At 70.8% G+C, this 15617-nt stretch carries 15 protein-coding genes; 8 read left to right on the top strand and 7 right to left on the bottom strand.

Annotated elements, in window-relative coordinates:
* Window positions 1-47: 47 nt before the first annotated feature.
* Window positions 48-542 (bottom strand): hemerythrin domain-containing protein, encoded by a 495-nt coding sequence (locus RR3_RS11140; RefSeq protein WP_064066274.1) that lies wholly within the window; start codon window positions 540-542, stop codon window positions 48-50.
* Between the two features lie 99 nt (window positions 543-641).
* A complete protein-coding gene (ctaD, locus tag RR3_RS11135) occupies window positions 642-2390 on the bottom strand; it encodes an aa3-type cytochrome oxidase subunit I (RefSeq protein WP_064066275.1) in 1749 nt (582 codons plus the stop codon).
* A gap of 300 nt (window positions 2391-2690) precedes the next feature.
* Between ctaD and RR3_RS11130 the strand changes: the two genes are divergently transcribed.
* The 3 genes from RR3_RS11130 (at window position 2691) to RR3_RS11120 (ending at window position 4040) form a co-directional block, all read left to right on the top strand.
* Window positions 2691-3107, top strand: coding sequence for an Hsp20/alpha crystallin family protein (locus tag RR3_RS11130; protein WP_010595223.1), 417 nt, complete (start codon window positions 2691-2693; stop codon window positions 3105-3107).
* A gap of 25 nt (window positions 3108-3132) precedes the next feature.
* Entirely contained in the window at window positions 3133-3438 is a 306-nt protein-coding gene (locus RR3_RS11125) for a hypothetical protein (RefSeq protein ID WP_010595222.1), read from the top strand.
* A gap of 269 nt (window positions 3439-3707) precedes the next feature.
* Window positions 3708-4040, top strand: a complete 333-nt coding sequence (locus RR3_RS11120; protein WP_064066276.1) for a DnaJ domain-containing protein — start codon at window positions 3708-3710, stop codon at window positions 4038-4040.
* Window positions 4041-4104: 64 nt separating this feature from the next.
* On the opposite strand, the gene RR3_RS11115 is transcribed toward RR3_RS11120, so the two are convergent.
* From RR3_RS11115 to RR3_RS11100, 4 genes are all read right to left on the bottom strand, one after another.
* The gene (locus RR3_RS11115; protein ID WP_017681341.1) at window positions 4105-5268 is read right to left on the bottom strand and encodes an amidohydrolase; all 1164 of its coding nucleotides are present in this window, start codon (window positions 5266-5268) and stop codon (window positions 4105-4107) included.
* Window positions 5269-5522: 254 nt separating this feature from the next.
* Window positions 5523-6716: a hypothetical protein gene (locus RR3_RS11110; protein ID WP_064066277.1), complete on the bottom strand. Its 1194-nt coding sequence runs from the start codon at window positions 6714-6716 to the stop codon at window positions 5523-5525.
* A complete protein-coding gene (locus RR3_RS11105; RefSeq protein ID WP_010595218.1) occupies window positions 6713-7081 on the bottom strand; it encodes a type VII secretion target in 369 nt (122 codons plus the stop codon). The genes RR3_RS11110 and RR3_RS11105 overlap by 4 nt, the downstream gene beginning before the upstream one ends.
* Window positions 7082-7116: 35 nt before the next feature.
* On the bottom strand, window positions 7117-7794 hold the full coding sequence (locus tag RR3_RS11100; protein ID WP_010595217.1) for a TetR/AcrR family transcriptional regulator: 678 nt from the start codon (window positions 7792-7794) through the stop codon (window positions 7117-7119).
* 198 nt (window positions 7795-7992) lie between these two features.
* On the opposite strand from RR3_RS11100, the gene RR3_RS11095 reads away from it, so the two are divergent.
* The 5 genes from RR3_RS11095 (at window position 7993) to RR3_RS11075 (ending at window position 14117) form a co-directional block, all read left to right on the top strand.
* On the top strand, window positions 7993-9543 hold the full coding sequence (locus RR3_RS11095; protein ID WP_010595216.1) for an amino acid permease: 1551 nt from the start codon (window positions 7993-7995) through the stop codon (window positions 9541-9543).
* Window positions 9540-10370 carry an urea amidolyase associated protein UAAP1 gene (locus RR3_RS11090; RefSeq protein WP_010595215.1) on the top strand — a complete coding sequence of 277 codons (831 nt, stop codon included), beginning with the start codon at window positions 9540-9542 and terminating at the stop codon, window positions 10368-10370. Before RR3_RS11095 ends, RR3_RS11090 begins: the two co-directional genes overlap by 4 nt.
* A gap of 2 nt (window positions 10371-10372) precedes the next feature.
* Window positions 10373-11029: an urea amidolyase associated protein UAAP2 gene (locus RR3_RS11085; protein WP_010595214.1), complete on the top strand. Its 657-nt coding sequence runs from the start codon at window positions 10373-10375 to the stop codon at window positions 11027-11029.
* Window positions 11026-12996, top strand: coding sequence for a 5-oxoprolinase/urea amidolyase family protein (locus RR3_RS11080; RefSeq protein WP_010595213.1), 1971 nt, complete (start codon window positions 11026-11028; stop codon window positions 12994-12996). The genes RR3_RS11085 and RR3_RS11080 overlap by 4 nt, the downstream gene beginning before the upstream one ends.
* Window positions 12997-13097: 101 nt before the next feature.
* Window positions 13098-14117 (top strand): Rv2578c family radical SAM protein, encoded by a 1020-nt coding sequence (locus tag RR3_RS11075; protein ID WP_064066278.1) that lies wholly within the window; start codon window positions 13098-13100, stop codon window positions 14115-14117.
* A gap of 1 nt (window position 14118) precedes the next feature.
* On the opposite strand, the gene RR3_RS11070 is transcribed toward RR3_RS11075, so the two are convergent.
* Window positions 14119-15528: an amino acid permease gene (locus RR3_RS11070; protein WP_010595211.1), complete on the bottom strand. Its 1410-nt coding sequence runs from the start codon at window positions 15526-15528 to the stop codon at window positions 14119-14121.
* Window positions 15529-15617 lie beyond the last annotated feature (89 nt).

Below are 15617 nucleotides of genomic sequence, written 5' to 3'. Positions count from 1 at the left end.
ACACCCCCGGCCTTCGTGAACCGGACCGGTAGCGGTCCGGCGACGTGTCAGCTGACGACGGCGTCGATCGTCTTCTTCAGGGCCGACGGCTGCGCGGGGGAGCGGGGGGCCTTCTCCTTCAGGTCGAGCATCCGAGCCCCGATCTCCTGCAGCTGCTTGCGGCCGAGTGCCTCCCGCACCTTCGGGAACCACTCCTCTTCCTCCTCCTCGATGTGGTGCTCGACGTTCTCGATGAGGACCGTCGTCTTCGCGTCGAACCGCTCGGCACCGGGCTTCATCCCCGCCAGTTCCATCACCAGCACATCCGCGACGTGGTGCTCCTCGAACGACTCGAGGATGTCCGATTCGAGGTCGGGCAGGAGCGAGCGCACCTCGGGGTACATGCCCTCGTTCTCGATGTAGGTGTGCACGGTCAGCAGTTCGATGATCCGTCCGACTATCCGACCCTTCTCCTCGTCGTCGTCCGCGCCGCGGAACTCGCGGAACAACGCGCGGATCTCCTTGTGGTCTTCCTTCAACAACACGATTGCGTCAGTGGACACCGGGCCTCCCGCCGAAGTGGTTCTCGAGTGCTCGCCCGTGCGGGGCGTGCGCTCCAGATACCCCGGCGGGAGCCCGGTTACACCGATCCGGCCGACCGGTCAGGTGCTCTTGGGTGTCCGGTCGGCGGTGTCCCGGATGTGGGGTTCCTCGGCGACCTCGGCGGCGTGCCGCCGGCCGACGCCCACGTGCGCCTCCGCCCGCATGGTCTCCACCATGTGCGGGTAGTGCAGCTCGAACGCGGGCCGCTCGGAGCGGATGCGCGGCAGCTCGTAGAAGTTGTGCCGCGGCGGCGGGCAGGTGGTCGCCCACTCGAGGGAGTTGCCGTAGCCCCACGGGTCGTCGACGGTGACGACCTGCCCGTACCGGTAGCTCTTGAACACGTTCCACAGGAACGGCAGCGTCGAGACGCCGAGGGTGAACGCCCCGATGGTGGAAATGGTGTTGAGCGTGGTGAATCCGTCCGACGGCAGGTAGTCGGCGTAGCGGCGCGGCATGCCCTCGTTGCCCAGCCAGTGCTGCACCAGGAACGTGGTGTGGAAGCCGACGAAGGTCAGCCAGAAGTGCCACTTGCCGAGGCGCTCGTCCATCAGCCGCCCGGTCATCTTCGGGAACCAGAAGTAGATGCCGGCGTAGGTGGCGAACACGATGGTGCCGAAGAGCACGTAGTGGAAGTGCGCGACGACGAAGTACGAGTCGTGGACATGGAAGTCGAGCGGCGGGCTGGCGAGGATGACGCCGGTCAGGCCACCGAACAGGAAGGTGATGATGAACCCGACCGAGAACAGCATCGGCGTCTCGAACGTCACCTGCCCCTTCCACATGGTGCCGATCCAGTTGAAGAACTTCACGCCGGTGGGCACCGCGATCAGGAACGTCATGAACGAGAAGTACGGCAGCAGCACGGCGCCGGTGGCATACATGTGGTGCGCCCAGACGGCCATCGACAGGGCACCGATCGCGAGGGTCGCGTAGACCAGGCCGGTGTAGCCGAAGATCGGCTTCCGGGAGAAGACCGGGATGACCTCGGAGATGATGCCGAAGAACGGCAGCGCGATGACGTACACCTCAGGGTGACCGAAGAACCAGAACAGATGCTGATACAAGAGCACCCCGCCGGTGGCCGGGTCGAAGATGTTCCCGCCCAGTACCCGATCGACCATCACCCCCATGAACGCGGCCGTCAGCAGGGGGAAGATCAGCAGGATCAGGATCATCGTGATGAAGATGTTCCAGGTGAAGATCGGCATCCGGAACATCGTCATGCCCGGGGCGCGCAGGCACACCACCGTGGTGATCATGTTGACCCCGCCGAGGATGGTGCCGAGACCGGCCACCGCGAGGCCGGTGAACCAGAGGTTGGCGCCGATGCCGGGGGTGTGCAGATCGTCCGCCAACGGAATGTACGACGTCCATCCGAAGTCCGGTGCACCGCCGGGAGTGATGAGGGAGGCGGCGACGACGGTTGCGCCGAACAGGTACAGCCAGTAGCTGAACGCGTTCAGACGGGGGAACGCGACGTCGGGCGCGCCGATCTGCAGCGGCAGGATGTAGTTCGCGAACCCGAACACGATCGGGGTCGCGTACATCAGCAGCATGATGCCGCCGTGCATCGTGAACAACTGGTTGTACTGCTCGTTGGACAGGAACTGCAGACCCGGGACGGCGAGCTCGCTGCGGATCAGCAGTGCCATCAGGCCGCCGATGAGGAAGAACGTGAACGACGTGACGATGTACATCAGACCGAGCATCTTCGGGTCGGTCGTGGTGACGAGTCGGTAGAACGTCGAACCCTTCGGCGCGTACCGCGGCGGGTACGGCCGGACGGCCTTCGTCTCGGTGACAACCATGGTGCCTCCTTGCGCTGCCCCGGGGCGGCGACGTCGCTGCGGCGCCGCGTGCTCCGTGAGGCCTCAGGGCATCCCGGAACCGCCGCGGCATCATGCGGTAGGTCGAGCGTAGCCGGACACAGCCGCGCACGGGAGGTTTTGCGTCGGCGGATTATGGCCCGGCGACGCGGAATTCGCGCCGGTTCCGGGAACAAAGCCTTGCCTTCGTATGTTGTGAGTGGTACAAGAAAGGTGTAGCGGCAGACATAGATCGGCTGCTCTCCTCAACCGGCACGAAGAGAGTCTGTGGAGGTGGAAACGATGTTGATGCGCACCGATCCGTTCCGCGAGCTCGACCGCTTCGCGCAGCAGGTTCTCGGTACGGCGGCCCGGCCCGCGGTGATGCCCATGGACGCCTGGCGTGAGGGCGACAAGTTCGTCGTCGAGTTCGACCTGCCCGGTGTGGCCGAGGATTCGCTCGACCTCGACGTCGAACGGAACGTGCTGACGGTGCATGCAGAACGACCGGCGCGCGACCAGAGTCAGGAGATGGTCGCGGCCGAGCGTCCGCGCGGCGTGTTCAGCCGGCAGCTGTTCCTCGGGGAGAACCTCGATACCGACAACATCGAGGCGACGTACGACGCCGGCGTGCTGAGGCTGACGATCCCCGTGGCGGAGAAGGCCAAGCCGCGCAAGATCGAGATCGCGGTGGGCGACAAGAAGGCGATCGACGCCTGACCCACCGGTGTCCGCGGAGACAGTCATGGACGCACTCGACCTGATCGCCGAACCGCTCGTCGGGCCCGAAGAACCCGTCGACGGTGCGGACCTCGAGCTGCTCCTGCTCGAACTCGAGCTGGACATGCTCGAGGTGCCCCGGCCGCGATCGCCGGTGGACATCCCGGGATGCCGGGCCGCCGCAGTCCGGCCTCCGCGCGAGGCGGCATGCTCCCGGGGACCGCTCGGACGAGTCGGGACGCGAGCCCCGGGGGAAGTGGTGGCCACGCAGCGCTCTCCTCCGGGTCGTACCGGAAACGATCCCCGGAATCTCGTCGTGAAAGGACGGTGATGCGACGTCGCAGCAGTAGTGCGAGGCGCTGACGTGCGTGCCGCCCGCCCGGACGACAACCACGACGCGCCGAGCCGGTCACCGGCCCGCAGCCGGAACCGGTCGGCGCACCGCCGGTACTCGGCACACCCAGTGCGGGCCGCACCCGTTCATCGCCGACGCCCGGCGACCCTCTCCGTCGCGAGGTGGGTCGCCGGGCGTTCGCTCCTGTGGCCGCAGCGGTCCGTCGTGGGCGAACCCGCCGACGACGACACGAAGGAGGCGCAGCCGTGTCCGGCAGCGAACCCGATCTCTACGCGGTGCTGGACGTCTCCGATTCCGCCGCGCAGGCGGCGATCACGGCGGCCTTCCGCCGCAAGCTGCGCGCGCACCACCCCGACCTCCGTAACCCGGCCCTCCCGTACGGCCCGGACGAGGACGAGGAACTGCGCCGGATCGTCGAGGCGTATTTCGTCCTGCGCGACCCGGATCGTCGCGCGGAGTACGACCGTCGCCGCGCCGGCCCGGTCACCCGGTCCGTCCGCGTGACCGTGCACCGTCCGGACCCGCCCCCGGCGGCGGATCCACCCATCCGGGCCGGACCCGTCCGCCGCCACCGGTGACCCCGCGACGCACGGGCGCGTCTCGCGGAGCCCGTCGCTCCCTCGCTCGGTCCGGCCGCACGGTTCATTCGCTCGGGTCAGGGGTACGGGGTTCGTGCTTTCCGCCGTAGGCGAGGGCCAGCAGGGTGCGTGCCCCGTGCGCCAGGGCTCGTTCGTCCAGTACGAAGTCGGGCTGGTGAAGATCGTGCCGCGGACTCGTCCCGTCCCAGACCCCCAGCCGCGCCATCGCGCCCGGGACGTGCTCGAGATACCACGCGAAGTCCTCGCCGCCGCTGGACTGTCCCGCCTCGGCGAGGTTCTCGAGGCCCACCACGGACTCGATCGCGGCGAGCATCTCGGCCACCGCCTCGGGGTCGTTGACCACCGGCGGAACGCCCTGCACGTACTCCAGTTCGTGGTCCACGTCGTAGGGGGCGAGCAGTTCGGCGACGCTGCGTCGCACCAGGGGCTCGACCGTCGCCCACGTCTCGTGCGACGCGCTGCGCAACGTGCCCACCAGTTCGCCTTCCTCGGGGATGGCGTTGCCGACGTGCCCGGCCCGAACCCGTCCCCAGGTCAGGACGGTGGCGGTACGGGCGTCGAGGCGTCGATCGAGCACCGATGCCAGACCGGTGACGAGGACGGCCGCCGCGTGGATCAGGTCCCCGGTCAGATGCGGACGGGCCGAATGGCCCCCGGGGGAGGACAACCGGACCGTGAGCACGGCCCCGGACGAGGTGATCGGGCCGGCGCGGGTGGCGAGCTTGCCCGCCTCGAGTTGCGGGGCGCAGTGCAGCGCGAAGATCCGGGACACCCCCTCGAGACCACCCGCCGCGACGACCTCGAGGGCGCCGCCCGGCGTGGTCTCCTCGCCCGGCTGGAAGATCAACCGCACCCGTTGCGGGGGTGGGTCCGCCGCGAGCACGGTGGCTGCCTCGAGCAGCATCGCGGTGTGGGCATCGTGCCCGCACGCGTGGCACACGCCCGCCACGGTCGATGCATACGGCAACCCGGTGGTCTCGGTGAGCGGCAGGGCGTCGAGGTCGGCCCGCAGCGCGAGGCATTCGCTCGTGTCCGGGCCGACGTCGCACCACAGTCCGGTGCCCCCCGGCAGGGTCACCGGGCTCAGCCCGAGCGAGACCAGCTGATCGCGCACCAGCGCGGTCGTCCGGAACTCCGCGAACGACAGCTCCGGGTGGGCATGCAGGTCCCGTCGCCAGGCGACGACGCGGTCGTGGTCGATCGTCATCCCTCGAGAACTCCGTCGGGTCGGTGACAACTACGGACCGGTCGAGAGGGGACCGGTTCGTCAGTCAGTTCACCACGGTCGGGGCGACCACGTCCCGGTTCTCGCGTTCGGTGACGCCGTGTGCTCGTCGCGCCCAGGACTCGGCGCCCTCGCCACCTCGACGGCGATGCCCGCACCGAACCGCCGCTACGGCCACGCCGGTCACGAAGGGCCCGGTTCCCGCCCCACACCCCGGCGGGACGGGAACCCGGGGATCACCAGTCGTCACCGCCCCCGATCACCGGGGCCGTCGCCGGCGGGAGCTCGCCGATCACGGCGGTGCTGTTCGCCGCGGACACCAGGATCGCCGGACGGGTCCGCCGGGGCGTGTCGTCGTCCGCGCGTCCGGTGGCCGGGAGGGCGGCCGCGAGCGGATGACGGGCGGTCGAAGCCACGGTGGACACGGGAGCAGTCGCGGTGGACCGGGGGTTCGACGGGGCGCCGCCGAGACCGCCGACCGCGCCCCCGAGGGCCGCCGCGCCTGCCGCGCCCAGCGAGACACCGCCCCCGCCCGGTGCGACGCCATTCGCGCTGCTCGCCGGGGCGGTGGCGGCGGCGAGCGTCGGGGTCGCCGGTCCGGTGCCGCCTGCGAATGCCGCGGCCTGCGTCTGTGCGGGCAGATCGCCGGGCGCACCGGTCGCGGCGACGATCTCCACGGCCTTCGTGGCGGTCGCGGCGACGTCCGACGGAGCGGGCAGGCCGGGCGTGGCGACGGGCGCAGGCACGGTGATCGGCGCGGCGAGCGCGTTCATCGCCGCGGTGTGGCCGAGCAGTTCGCCGCGGGTACGCGCGACCACCGCCAGCGCCGCGGACACGTGCTCGGCGGCGGCGGTGAGCAGCGCGACCTGTCCCGGTGGTGTCAGCGCGACGGGCGCCGTCGCCGCGGCGAACGCCAGGAAGGACTGCGCGATTCCGCCGAGTTCGACGTTGCCGCGCTCGACACTGGCGGTCGCGGCGCGGGTGACCGCTCCGATCTCGTCGCCCCGCTCGCCCAGCTCGACCGCGCTCAGCTGTGCCTGGCGACCCTTGTCGAGCGCGGCCTCGGCGGGTGCCCCCTCCCACGAGTCCGGCAGTGCATGCAGTGCCGTGCGCGTCAGCGACGCCGCGCCCTCGAGCACCCGCGACGACTGCTGCAGCACCGCAGACGGGTCGAGCGCCTCGACGATCCCGGTGCCGAACAGGTCGCCCAGATCGCGCAGGGGACGCAGCAATTCGTCGATTCCCGGCACCGGTGGAACCGGAATCGACTGCAGCACCTCGGATAGTGCATCGAGCCCGGATTCCGGCGACCACGTCGGCGGGGCCGGGGCCGGCGCGGGCAGGGGCAGGTCGAGGACCGGGCCGGCAGGGGACGCGCGGAGCGCGTCGAGGACGGTGGGCGAGGCGACCGGCGCCCCCTGCGCCGTCATCGCGCGCCCCCGATTCCCGCGACGGCCGCGCCGAGACCCGCGGCGGTCGCCGCGTCGAGCGCCTCGTACCGGGCGGCGGCGTCGTGCGCGGCGACACCGCCGGACGCGTAGACGTACGCCAGCTGGGCGACGGCGCGAGTGTGTGCACCCTGCGCGACGGCGAACGCGGCGACGAAGTCCGCACCGATCAGGCCCATGGCCGGGCTCAGCGACGAGACATTCGCCTGCAGATCCACTCCGCCCGCGCGGGCGACCTCCTCCGCGGCGCGCAGGGACGTGCTGCCGAACGCCCGCACCCCGTCGGGCACGACACGGACGCCGCCCCCCGTCGAGAACGAGCCGGCAGCGTCGAACAAACCGCTCATGATGACCCCCCAATCAGATTCGCGTGCGCAGCACTCTAACTCGAGGGGGCGACACGGGCGACGAGCGCGCGGGCGACGTCGCGCACGGGCTCTGTGGGGCCGGTGAACCCGAGCACGCGCAGGGCCGCCTCCGCCAGCACCTCCGGCAGGTCGGCGACGTCGTCCCTGCCCCCGTCCGCCCGGGTGTTGATGGCGGATTCGACCAACCGGAACGGCAGGTCGGCCCGGGGATCGTCGGCCTCGGCTCCGGCGGCGCGAGGGCCGAGGACGGTGACCGCGAGCCGGCGGTAGCACGCGCGCAGACCGGCCCGGGCGGCGTGGAACTGTGCGAACCGGTCGGTGCGGACCTCCGGGAGCAGATACAGCGCACCGAGATTCCACCGTCCCGTGACGAGTTGTGCGGTGTCGAACAGTGCCAGGGCGTACAGCCGTGCCTCGGCCGGCGCGTCGTCGCCGAGCTGCTCGCAGAACGACAGGGTGGGGGCGACGGTCTGCTCGAGCAGCGCCGCGAGGATGTCGTCCTTGGTGGCGAAGTGGTTGTACAGGGAGGCCTGCCGGACGCCGACGGCCTCGGCGACGAGTCGCGTCGAGGTGGATGCGAATCCGCGGGTGGTGAACAGTTCCGCTGCGGCGTCGAGGATCTCGGCGCGTGCGGTGGCACCGGGTCGGCGTGGCCCGTGCAGTCGAGGGCGTCCGGGGCGGGCATGGGTCACGCCGTCGACGATGGCACAGATCCGGCGACCGCGGCCGAGCGGGCGCGCGGTGAGCAGACCGTCACACGGTGGAAACGTCGGTCACGAACTCGTTACGCCGCGGTCATTCGGACAAGACGTGGCCTCGCGAAAACTGTCACTCGACAGTTTTTCGACGGTCATCCGGCCGCCGCACCGCGCACAGAAACGGACACCGCCATGAGCCTGACGCTCACCCGGCCGGCTGCCGCTGCACCGGCCGCCCCGCACCAGGACGCGGGCGACCTGGGCGAATTCGGCTACCAGCAACAGCTGCACCGCAACCTCGGCAGGTTCGCCTCCTTCGCCGCCGGCTTCTCGTTCGTCTCCATCCTCACGACCATCTTCCAGCTGTTCGGCCTCGGCTTCGGCTTCGGCGGCCCCGCCTTCTTCTGGACGTGGGTGGTGGTGTTCGCCGGCCAGTTCACGGTCGCCCTGAACTTCGCCGAACTCGCGGCGCGCTACCCGATCTCCGGGGCGATCTACCAGTGGTCCCGCCGGATGGGCGGCGAGGTGGTCGGCTGGTTCGCCGGCTGGTTCATGATCCTCGCGCAGATGGTGACCGCCGCGGCCGCCGCGATCGCCCTGCAGGTGGTTCTCCCGGCCGTCTGGAGTGGATTCCAGATCATCGGCGACGACCCGTCACTGACCTCCTCGTCCGGGGCCGCCAACGCCGTCCTGCTCGGGTCGGTGCTGCTCGTGCTCACCACGATCATCAACAGCATCGGCGTGAACTGGATGTCGCGGATCAACAGCATCGGCGTCACCTGCGAGATCGTCGGCGTCGTCGCCGTGATCGGCATGTTCTTCACCCATGCCGTCCGCGGCCCGCAGGTCGTCCTCGACACCGGCGTGCCCGGGGCGAGCCCCGGGTACGGCTGGGCCTGGATCGTCTCGGGTCTCATGGCCGCCTACGTCATGGTCGGTTTCGGCTCGGCCGGCGAACTCGCCGAGGAGACCCGCAACCCGCGGCGGGTCGCCCCCCGCACCATCCGCCTCGCCCTGTCCGTCTCCGCGATCGGCGGTGGCCTGATGATCCTCGGCGCCCTCATGGCCGCCCCCAGTCTCACCGACGGTCGCCTCGCCGCCGAGGGCCTGCCCTACGTGCTCGGCGCCATCCTGTCCTCGCCGTGGGGCACGCTGCTCCTCGTCGACGTGGCCATCGCCGTGTTCATCTGCACCCTGGCCATCCAGACCGCCGCGTCGCGCCTGATCTTCTCGATGGCCCGTGACGAGCGCCTGCCCGCCTCGAAGGTCCTGTCGCACGTCAACGCCCGTACCGGCACTCCCATCGCGCCGGCCGTGCTGATCGGTGTGGTGTGCATCGGCATCCTCGCGGTGAACATGGGCAACAGCGCGATCTTCGCCACCCTGTCGAGCGTGTGCATCGTGCTCATCTACCTCGCCTACCTGATGGTCACCGTCCCGCTGCTGCTGCGCCGGCTGCGCGGCCGGCCGCACGACGCCGCGACGACCGACGCCGACGGCAACCCGCTGTTCTCCCTCGGCCGATGGGGTCTTCCCGTCAACGTCCTCGCCGTCGCGTACGGCCTGCTGATGGTGATCAACCTGTCCTGGCCGCGCGCCGAGATCTTCGACCCGGACGGCACCATGCCGCTGCTGCAGTGGGCCGCGCCGCTCACCGTCGCCGCCGTCGTCGCCCTGGGCGCCCTGTGCTTCCCGCGCCGCACCGCGCACCCGAACCCCGTCACGATCGGAGCCCGAGCATGACCGACACCGCGACCACCCGCGCCGCGAAGGCACACGCCCGAGCGCAGGCCGGCACCGTCACCGCCGGCATGCCCACCGTCCCCGCCTCGGCGCACCCGACCCCACCCGGCGGCCGCACGGCCCCCATGACCTGGGCCGAGACCGTGCCCGGCGGCCGCTACACCACCAAGGTCCTCGCCCGCGGCACCCGGCTGCGCCTGCGCGACCTCGACGGCGCCGCCTGCGCCCACCTGCTGCTCTTCCGCGCCGACGCCCCGCACGAGCGCCTCAACGTCGCCGACACCGTCAAGGTGCCGTGGCAGGCCTACCTCGGAGTCGGACATCCGCTGCTGTCGGACCAGGGCCGGGTGCTCGCCACCGTCGTCGCCGACACCTCCGGCCGGCACGACGCGCTGTGCGGCACCACCCACCTGGCCGGGAACACCACGAAATACGGTGCGGGCAGCCTGCATTCGCACGCGCCCGCGGGTCGGGAGCTGTTCACCGTCGCCGCGGCGAAGCACGGCCTGGCCCCCCGCGACCTCCCGCCGTCGCTGTCGTTCTTCCACGGCGTGCACGTCGGCGGCGACGGCGCGCTGACCAGCACCGGCAGCGCCGGGGCCGGAGCCTGCGTCGAGCTGCTGATCCACCTGCCGGTCATCGCGCTGATCGCCAACACCGCCCACCCCCTCGACCCGGCGCCACGTTTCTCCACCACGACCCTCGAAGTGCTCGCCTGGCACGCCCCGCGCGACCTCGACGCCCTGCCGAACACGGACCCCGAATACCGGCGCGCCGTCCTCAACACCGAGGACGCCTGGATCGCCGCCACCGGAACGGAGCACTGATCATGACCTCGACCCTCGACCTGCCCGCCCTCGTGCCCGGGACGGTGATCCGCGACGAGATCGCCGGCGCCCGCGGACCCTGGTCGGCCGTCGTCGCCGCCGGCGACGTGCTCACCGTCGTCGACCTGCACGGCAACCAGGCCGTCGACACCCTGATCTACGACGCGCACGACACCGCCGTCCGCTACAGCGCACCCGCCACGATCGCTGCCCAGCAACACCTGTTCCTCACCACGGGATCCGTGCTGCGCGCCGGCGACGGCGAGGCCCTCATGACCCTCGTCGCCGACGAGGTCGGCAATCACGACACCGTCGGCGGCGCCTGCTCGCAGGAATCGAACACCCTGCGCTACGGCCACCACACGAAGCATCAGCACGCGTGCGTCGAGAACTTCCTCGCCGAAGGCGCCCGGTGGGGCCTGGGCAAACGCGACCTCGTCTCCAACATCAACTTCTTCATGAACGTGCCCGTCGACCCCGACGGCACCCTCGGCATCGTCGACGGCCTGTCCGCCCCCGGCAAGCGCCTCGCACTGCGCGCCGACCGCGACGTGCTCGTCCTCGTCTCCAACTGTCCGCAGATCAACAACCCGTGCAACGGTTTCGACCCGACCGAGGTGCGGATGATCGTCACCCGACCGGAGGCTTGCCCGTCATGACCACCAAGATCACCGTCGACCGGCCCGGCATGCTCACCACCGTCCAGGACTACCCCGGACGCACCGGCTACTGGCAGATCGGGGTCCCGCCGTCCGGCCCCATGGACGACCTGTCGTTCCGCCTCGGCAACGCCTCGCTCGGCAACCCCGACGGGGCGCCCGGTCTCGAATCCGTCATGGCCGGGCCGGCACTGCGCTTCACCGACGCCACGCGGGTGTGCGTCACGGGTGCCCCGGCGACCGTGCGGGTGGACGGCACGGTGGTCCCGCAGTGGCGCCCCGTCACCGTCCCCGCCGGTGGCGTGCTCGACGTCGGAGCCCTCGCCGGCCCCGGGCTGCGCGTGTACGTACTCGTGCAGGGTGGTCTCGACGTCCCCGAGTTCCTCGGCAGCGCAGCGACGTTCACGCTCGGGCGGTTCGGTGGTCACGAGGGGAGGACGCTCGCCGAGGGGGACGTGCTCGTCGTGGGGGAGTCGGCGAGCGGCCCGGCGGTCCCGGTTCCCGCCGAGCACGTCCCGGCCATGACCACCCGCTGGGACATCGCCGTCACCGAAGGTCCGCACGGTGCCCCGGAGTTCTTCACCCGCACCGACATCGACACGATCTACGCCACCGAGTACGAGGTGCACTTCAACTCCGACCGCACCGGTGTGCGGCTCGTCGGGCCGAAGCCGCGGTGGGCCCGGCCCGACGGCGGGGAGGCGGGGCTGCACCCGTCGAACATCCACGACAACGCCTACTCCGTCGGCGCCCTCGACTTCACCGGCGACACCCCCATCCTGCTCGGGCCCGACGGGCCGAGTCTGGGCGGATTCGTCTGTCCCGTCACCGTCGTCGCGGCCGAGCGGTGGAAGCTGGGTCAGCTCGCCCCCGGGCACCGGGTGCGGTTCGTCCCGGTCCGGGCCGAGCACGCCGCGTCGCGGCGGGCGCTGGGGGTGGCCCGCCGGGCGGGGCTGTCGCTGGTGGTCTCGCCCGGTGGGGACGGCGACGACGGCGTGCTCGCCCGTCGCGACGGCGACACCCCGGTGACCTATCGGCGCAGCGGGGACGACAACGTCCTCGTCGAGTACGGCGACATGACCCTCGATCTCGCGTTGCGCGCCCGGGTGCACGCCCTGCACCAGCGGCTCGACGCCGAACGCCCCGCGGGTCTGCTCGAGCTCACCCCCGGCATCCGGTCGCTGCAGGTCAAGGTCGATCCCGACGTGCTGCCGGTGCCGGCGCTGCTCGACCTGCTCGCCGACGTGGAGGGGCAGCTCCCGGCGAGCGACGAGCTCGTGGTGCCGAGCCGGCAGGTGCGGCTGCCGCTCTCGTGGGACGACCCGGCCACTCGTGAGGCCATCCAGCGGTACATGCACGGGGTGCGGGCGGATGCGCCGTGGTGCCCGTGGAACATCGAGTTCATCCGGCGGATGAACGGCCTCGCCTCGGTGAACGACGTGTTCGACACCGTCTTCGCCGCCGACTACATGGTGCTCGGCCTCGGTGACGTGTACCTCGGGGCGCCCGTCGCGACGCCGCTCGACCCGCGGCACCGGCTGGTGACGACCAAGTACAACCCGGCGCGGACGTGGACGCCGGAGAACGCCGTCGGCATCGGTGGGGCGTACCTGTGCATCTACGGGATGGAGGGTCCGGGCGGCTACCAGTTCGTCGGCCGCACGACGCAGGTGTGGAACCACCGGCATCCGCAGCCGGCTGGGCCGTTCGAGGCGGGAACGCCCTGGTTGCTGCGCTTCTTCGACCGGATCTCCTGGTATCCCGTCGAGCCGGAGGAACTGCTGGACCTGCGCGCCGACCTCGCCGCCGGCCGGGGCGGGGGAGTCGAGATCGTCGACGGCACCTTCTCGCTCGCCGAGCACGAGCGGTTCCTCGCGGACCACGCCGCGTCGATCGACGCGTTCCGGCGGGTGCAGTCGGTGGCGTTCGGCGCCGAACGTGCCCGCTGGGAGGCCGGAGGCGCATAGCGCCGGTGTGCCCTTTGGGCTGCTGGGACAGCCCAAAGGGCACACCGGCGGCGCAGCCGCCTGCGCTTGACTGCGATTAGCACGTATGTTCGACTGTCTGCATGCGGTGGGCGGCACAGACTCTCGACGTCGACGACGGCGCGCTCCCGGGTCTCGAACGGGCCGGGCTCGTCCGCAGCGTCCGGACTCCCGAATTCGACGGCATCACCTTCCACGAGGTGCTGTGCAAGAGCGCGCTGAACAAGACGCCCGAGGCCTCACAGCTTCCGTTCCGCTTCACCGTCAACACCTTTCGCGGGTGCTCGCACGCCTGCCGGTACTGCTTCGCCCGGCCGACCCACGAGTACCTCGACCTCGATGCGGGCCGCGACTTCGACAGCCAGATCGTCGTCAAGACCAACGTCGCCGCGGTCCTGCGCCGCGAACTCGCCCGACGGTCGTGGAAGCGCGAGCACGTCGCCCTCGGCACCAACACCGACCCGTACCAGCGGGCCGAGGGCCGCTACCGGCTCATGCCCGGTGTCATCCGTGCCCTCGCCGAGTCCGGCACCCCGTTCTCCATCCTCACCAAGGGCACGCTGCTGCGCCGCGACCTGCCGTTGCTCACCCTGGCCGCCGGGCAGGTCGACGTCGGGGTCGCGGTGTCGCTCGCGATCGGCGATCCCGAACTGCAACAGCAGATCGAGCCCGGCACGCCCACACCGAAGGCGCGGCTGGACCTGATCCGCGCGATCAGCGACGCCGGCCTGCCCTGCCACGTCATGGTCGCCCCCGTCATCCCGTGCCTCACCGACTCGAGCCGGCACCTCGACGACCTGCTCGGCGCGCTCTCCGCCGCCGGGGCCACCGGCGTGACGGTGCTGCCGATGCACCTGCGCGGCGCCACCCGCGGCTGGTTCCTGTCGTGGCTGGGCCGGGAACATCCGGCCCTGATCCGGCGGTATCGGCAGATCTACGGCCGCGGCGCGTACGTCTCGCCGGAGTACAGGACGTGGCTGAAGAGCCGCGTCGATCCCCTGGTGGCCCGCTACGGACTCGGCGCACGCGTGACCGAGCACCGGCGCCCGGCCGCGGCATCCCCGCGGCCGGGCACCGCACCGGCGGATCCCACGCTGTTCTGAATCAGGTGGTTTCCGGGACCCGGACGGCGACGTCGTCGTTCGCTTCCACCGACGGCGCGGGACGACGGCGCTGGCGGTAGATCCCGACACCGACGACGACGGCGGCGAGGGCCGAGGACGTCAGCATCTGACTGCGCGTGCTCTCCAGGGCGACCATGCCCACGCACAGCGCGACGATCGCGGCAATGGTGACCCAGGTGAGGTAGGGGAACAGCCACATCTTCGGTGACAGCTCCCGGCCCTGGGCCTCGAGGGACCGCCGCATACGCAGCTGCGATGCCGCGATGACGAGCCACACGAACAGCGCGATTGCGCCGGAGGAATTGACCAGGAACAGGAACACCGTCTCGGGGTAGAGGTAGTTCAGGCCCACGGTGAGGAATCCGACCACGGTGGAGACGAGAACCGCGTTGCGCGGCACCCCGGACCGCCCGATGCGGGCCATCGACGGCGGGGCGTCCCCGCGGCGCGACAGGGAGAAGATCATGCGGCTGGCGGTGTACAGGCCCGAATTCAGGCACGAGAGCACCGACGTCAGCACGATGACGTCCATGATGGTGGCGGCCGCGGGGATGCCGTAGGAGTCGATGACCGCCACGTACGGGCTCAGCGCCACCGAGGCGTCGTCCCACGGCAGCAGGGTGACGACGACGGCGATCGAGCCGATGTAGAAGATCAGGATCCGCCACACGACCGACCGCACCGCCTTGCGCACCGCCTCGGCGGGGTTGGCGGACTCGCCGGCGGCGATGGTCGCGATCTCGGCTCCGAAGAACGAGAACACCACGACGAGGACGCCGGCGAGCACGGCACCCGTCCCGTTGGGGAAGAAGCCGCCGTGACCGGTGAGATTGCTCATTCCGGGCGCGTCGACGCCGGGCAGCAGGCCGCAGATCGCGAGGACGCCGAGCACGAGGAATGCGACGATCGCCGTCACCTTGATCGCGGCGAACCAGAACTCGAACTCGCCGAACGATTTGACCGACGCGATGTTGGTCAGCGTCAGCACGATCATGAGTGCCAGCGCCCACGTCCACTGGGGCACGCCGGGCATCCAGCGGTTCATGATGACCGCGCCGGCGGTCGCCTCGATGCCCAGCACGATGATCCAGAACCAGGCGTAGAGCCATCCGATGGAGAAGCCGGCCCATCGCCCGATGGCGCGGTCGGCGTACGCCGAGAACGACCCCGTCTGCGGATTGGCCGCCGCCATCTCGCCGAGCATGCGCATCACGAGCACGACGACGACCCCGGCGAGTGCGTAGGCGACCAGCACGCCGGGGCCGGTCTCCCGGATCGCAGCGCCCGAGCCGACGAACAAGCCTGCACCGATGACTCCCGCGATCGCGATCATCGACAGATGTCGCTTCTGGAGCGTGTGCCTCAGTCCGGGTTCGGCACTGTTCGACATGGGATCCCCTTCACAACCAGGTTCGGTATCGAGTGTGATGCACCTCTCGACTGCCTGAGTCTGAGGTTCCGCGTCCGGCGCCGTAATGG

Origin of the sequence: Rhodococcus ruber NBRC 15591 (assembly GCF_001894945.1) — a bacterium.
In the GTDB taxonomy this organism is placed as follows: domain Bacteria; phylum Actinomycetota; class Actinomycetes; order Mycobacteriales; family Mycobacteriaceae; genus Rhodococcus; species Rhodococcus ruber.
The sequence above is the reverse complement of the archived record's forward strand: the minus strand, read 5'-3'. Positions and strand labels throughout refer to the sequence as shown.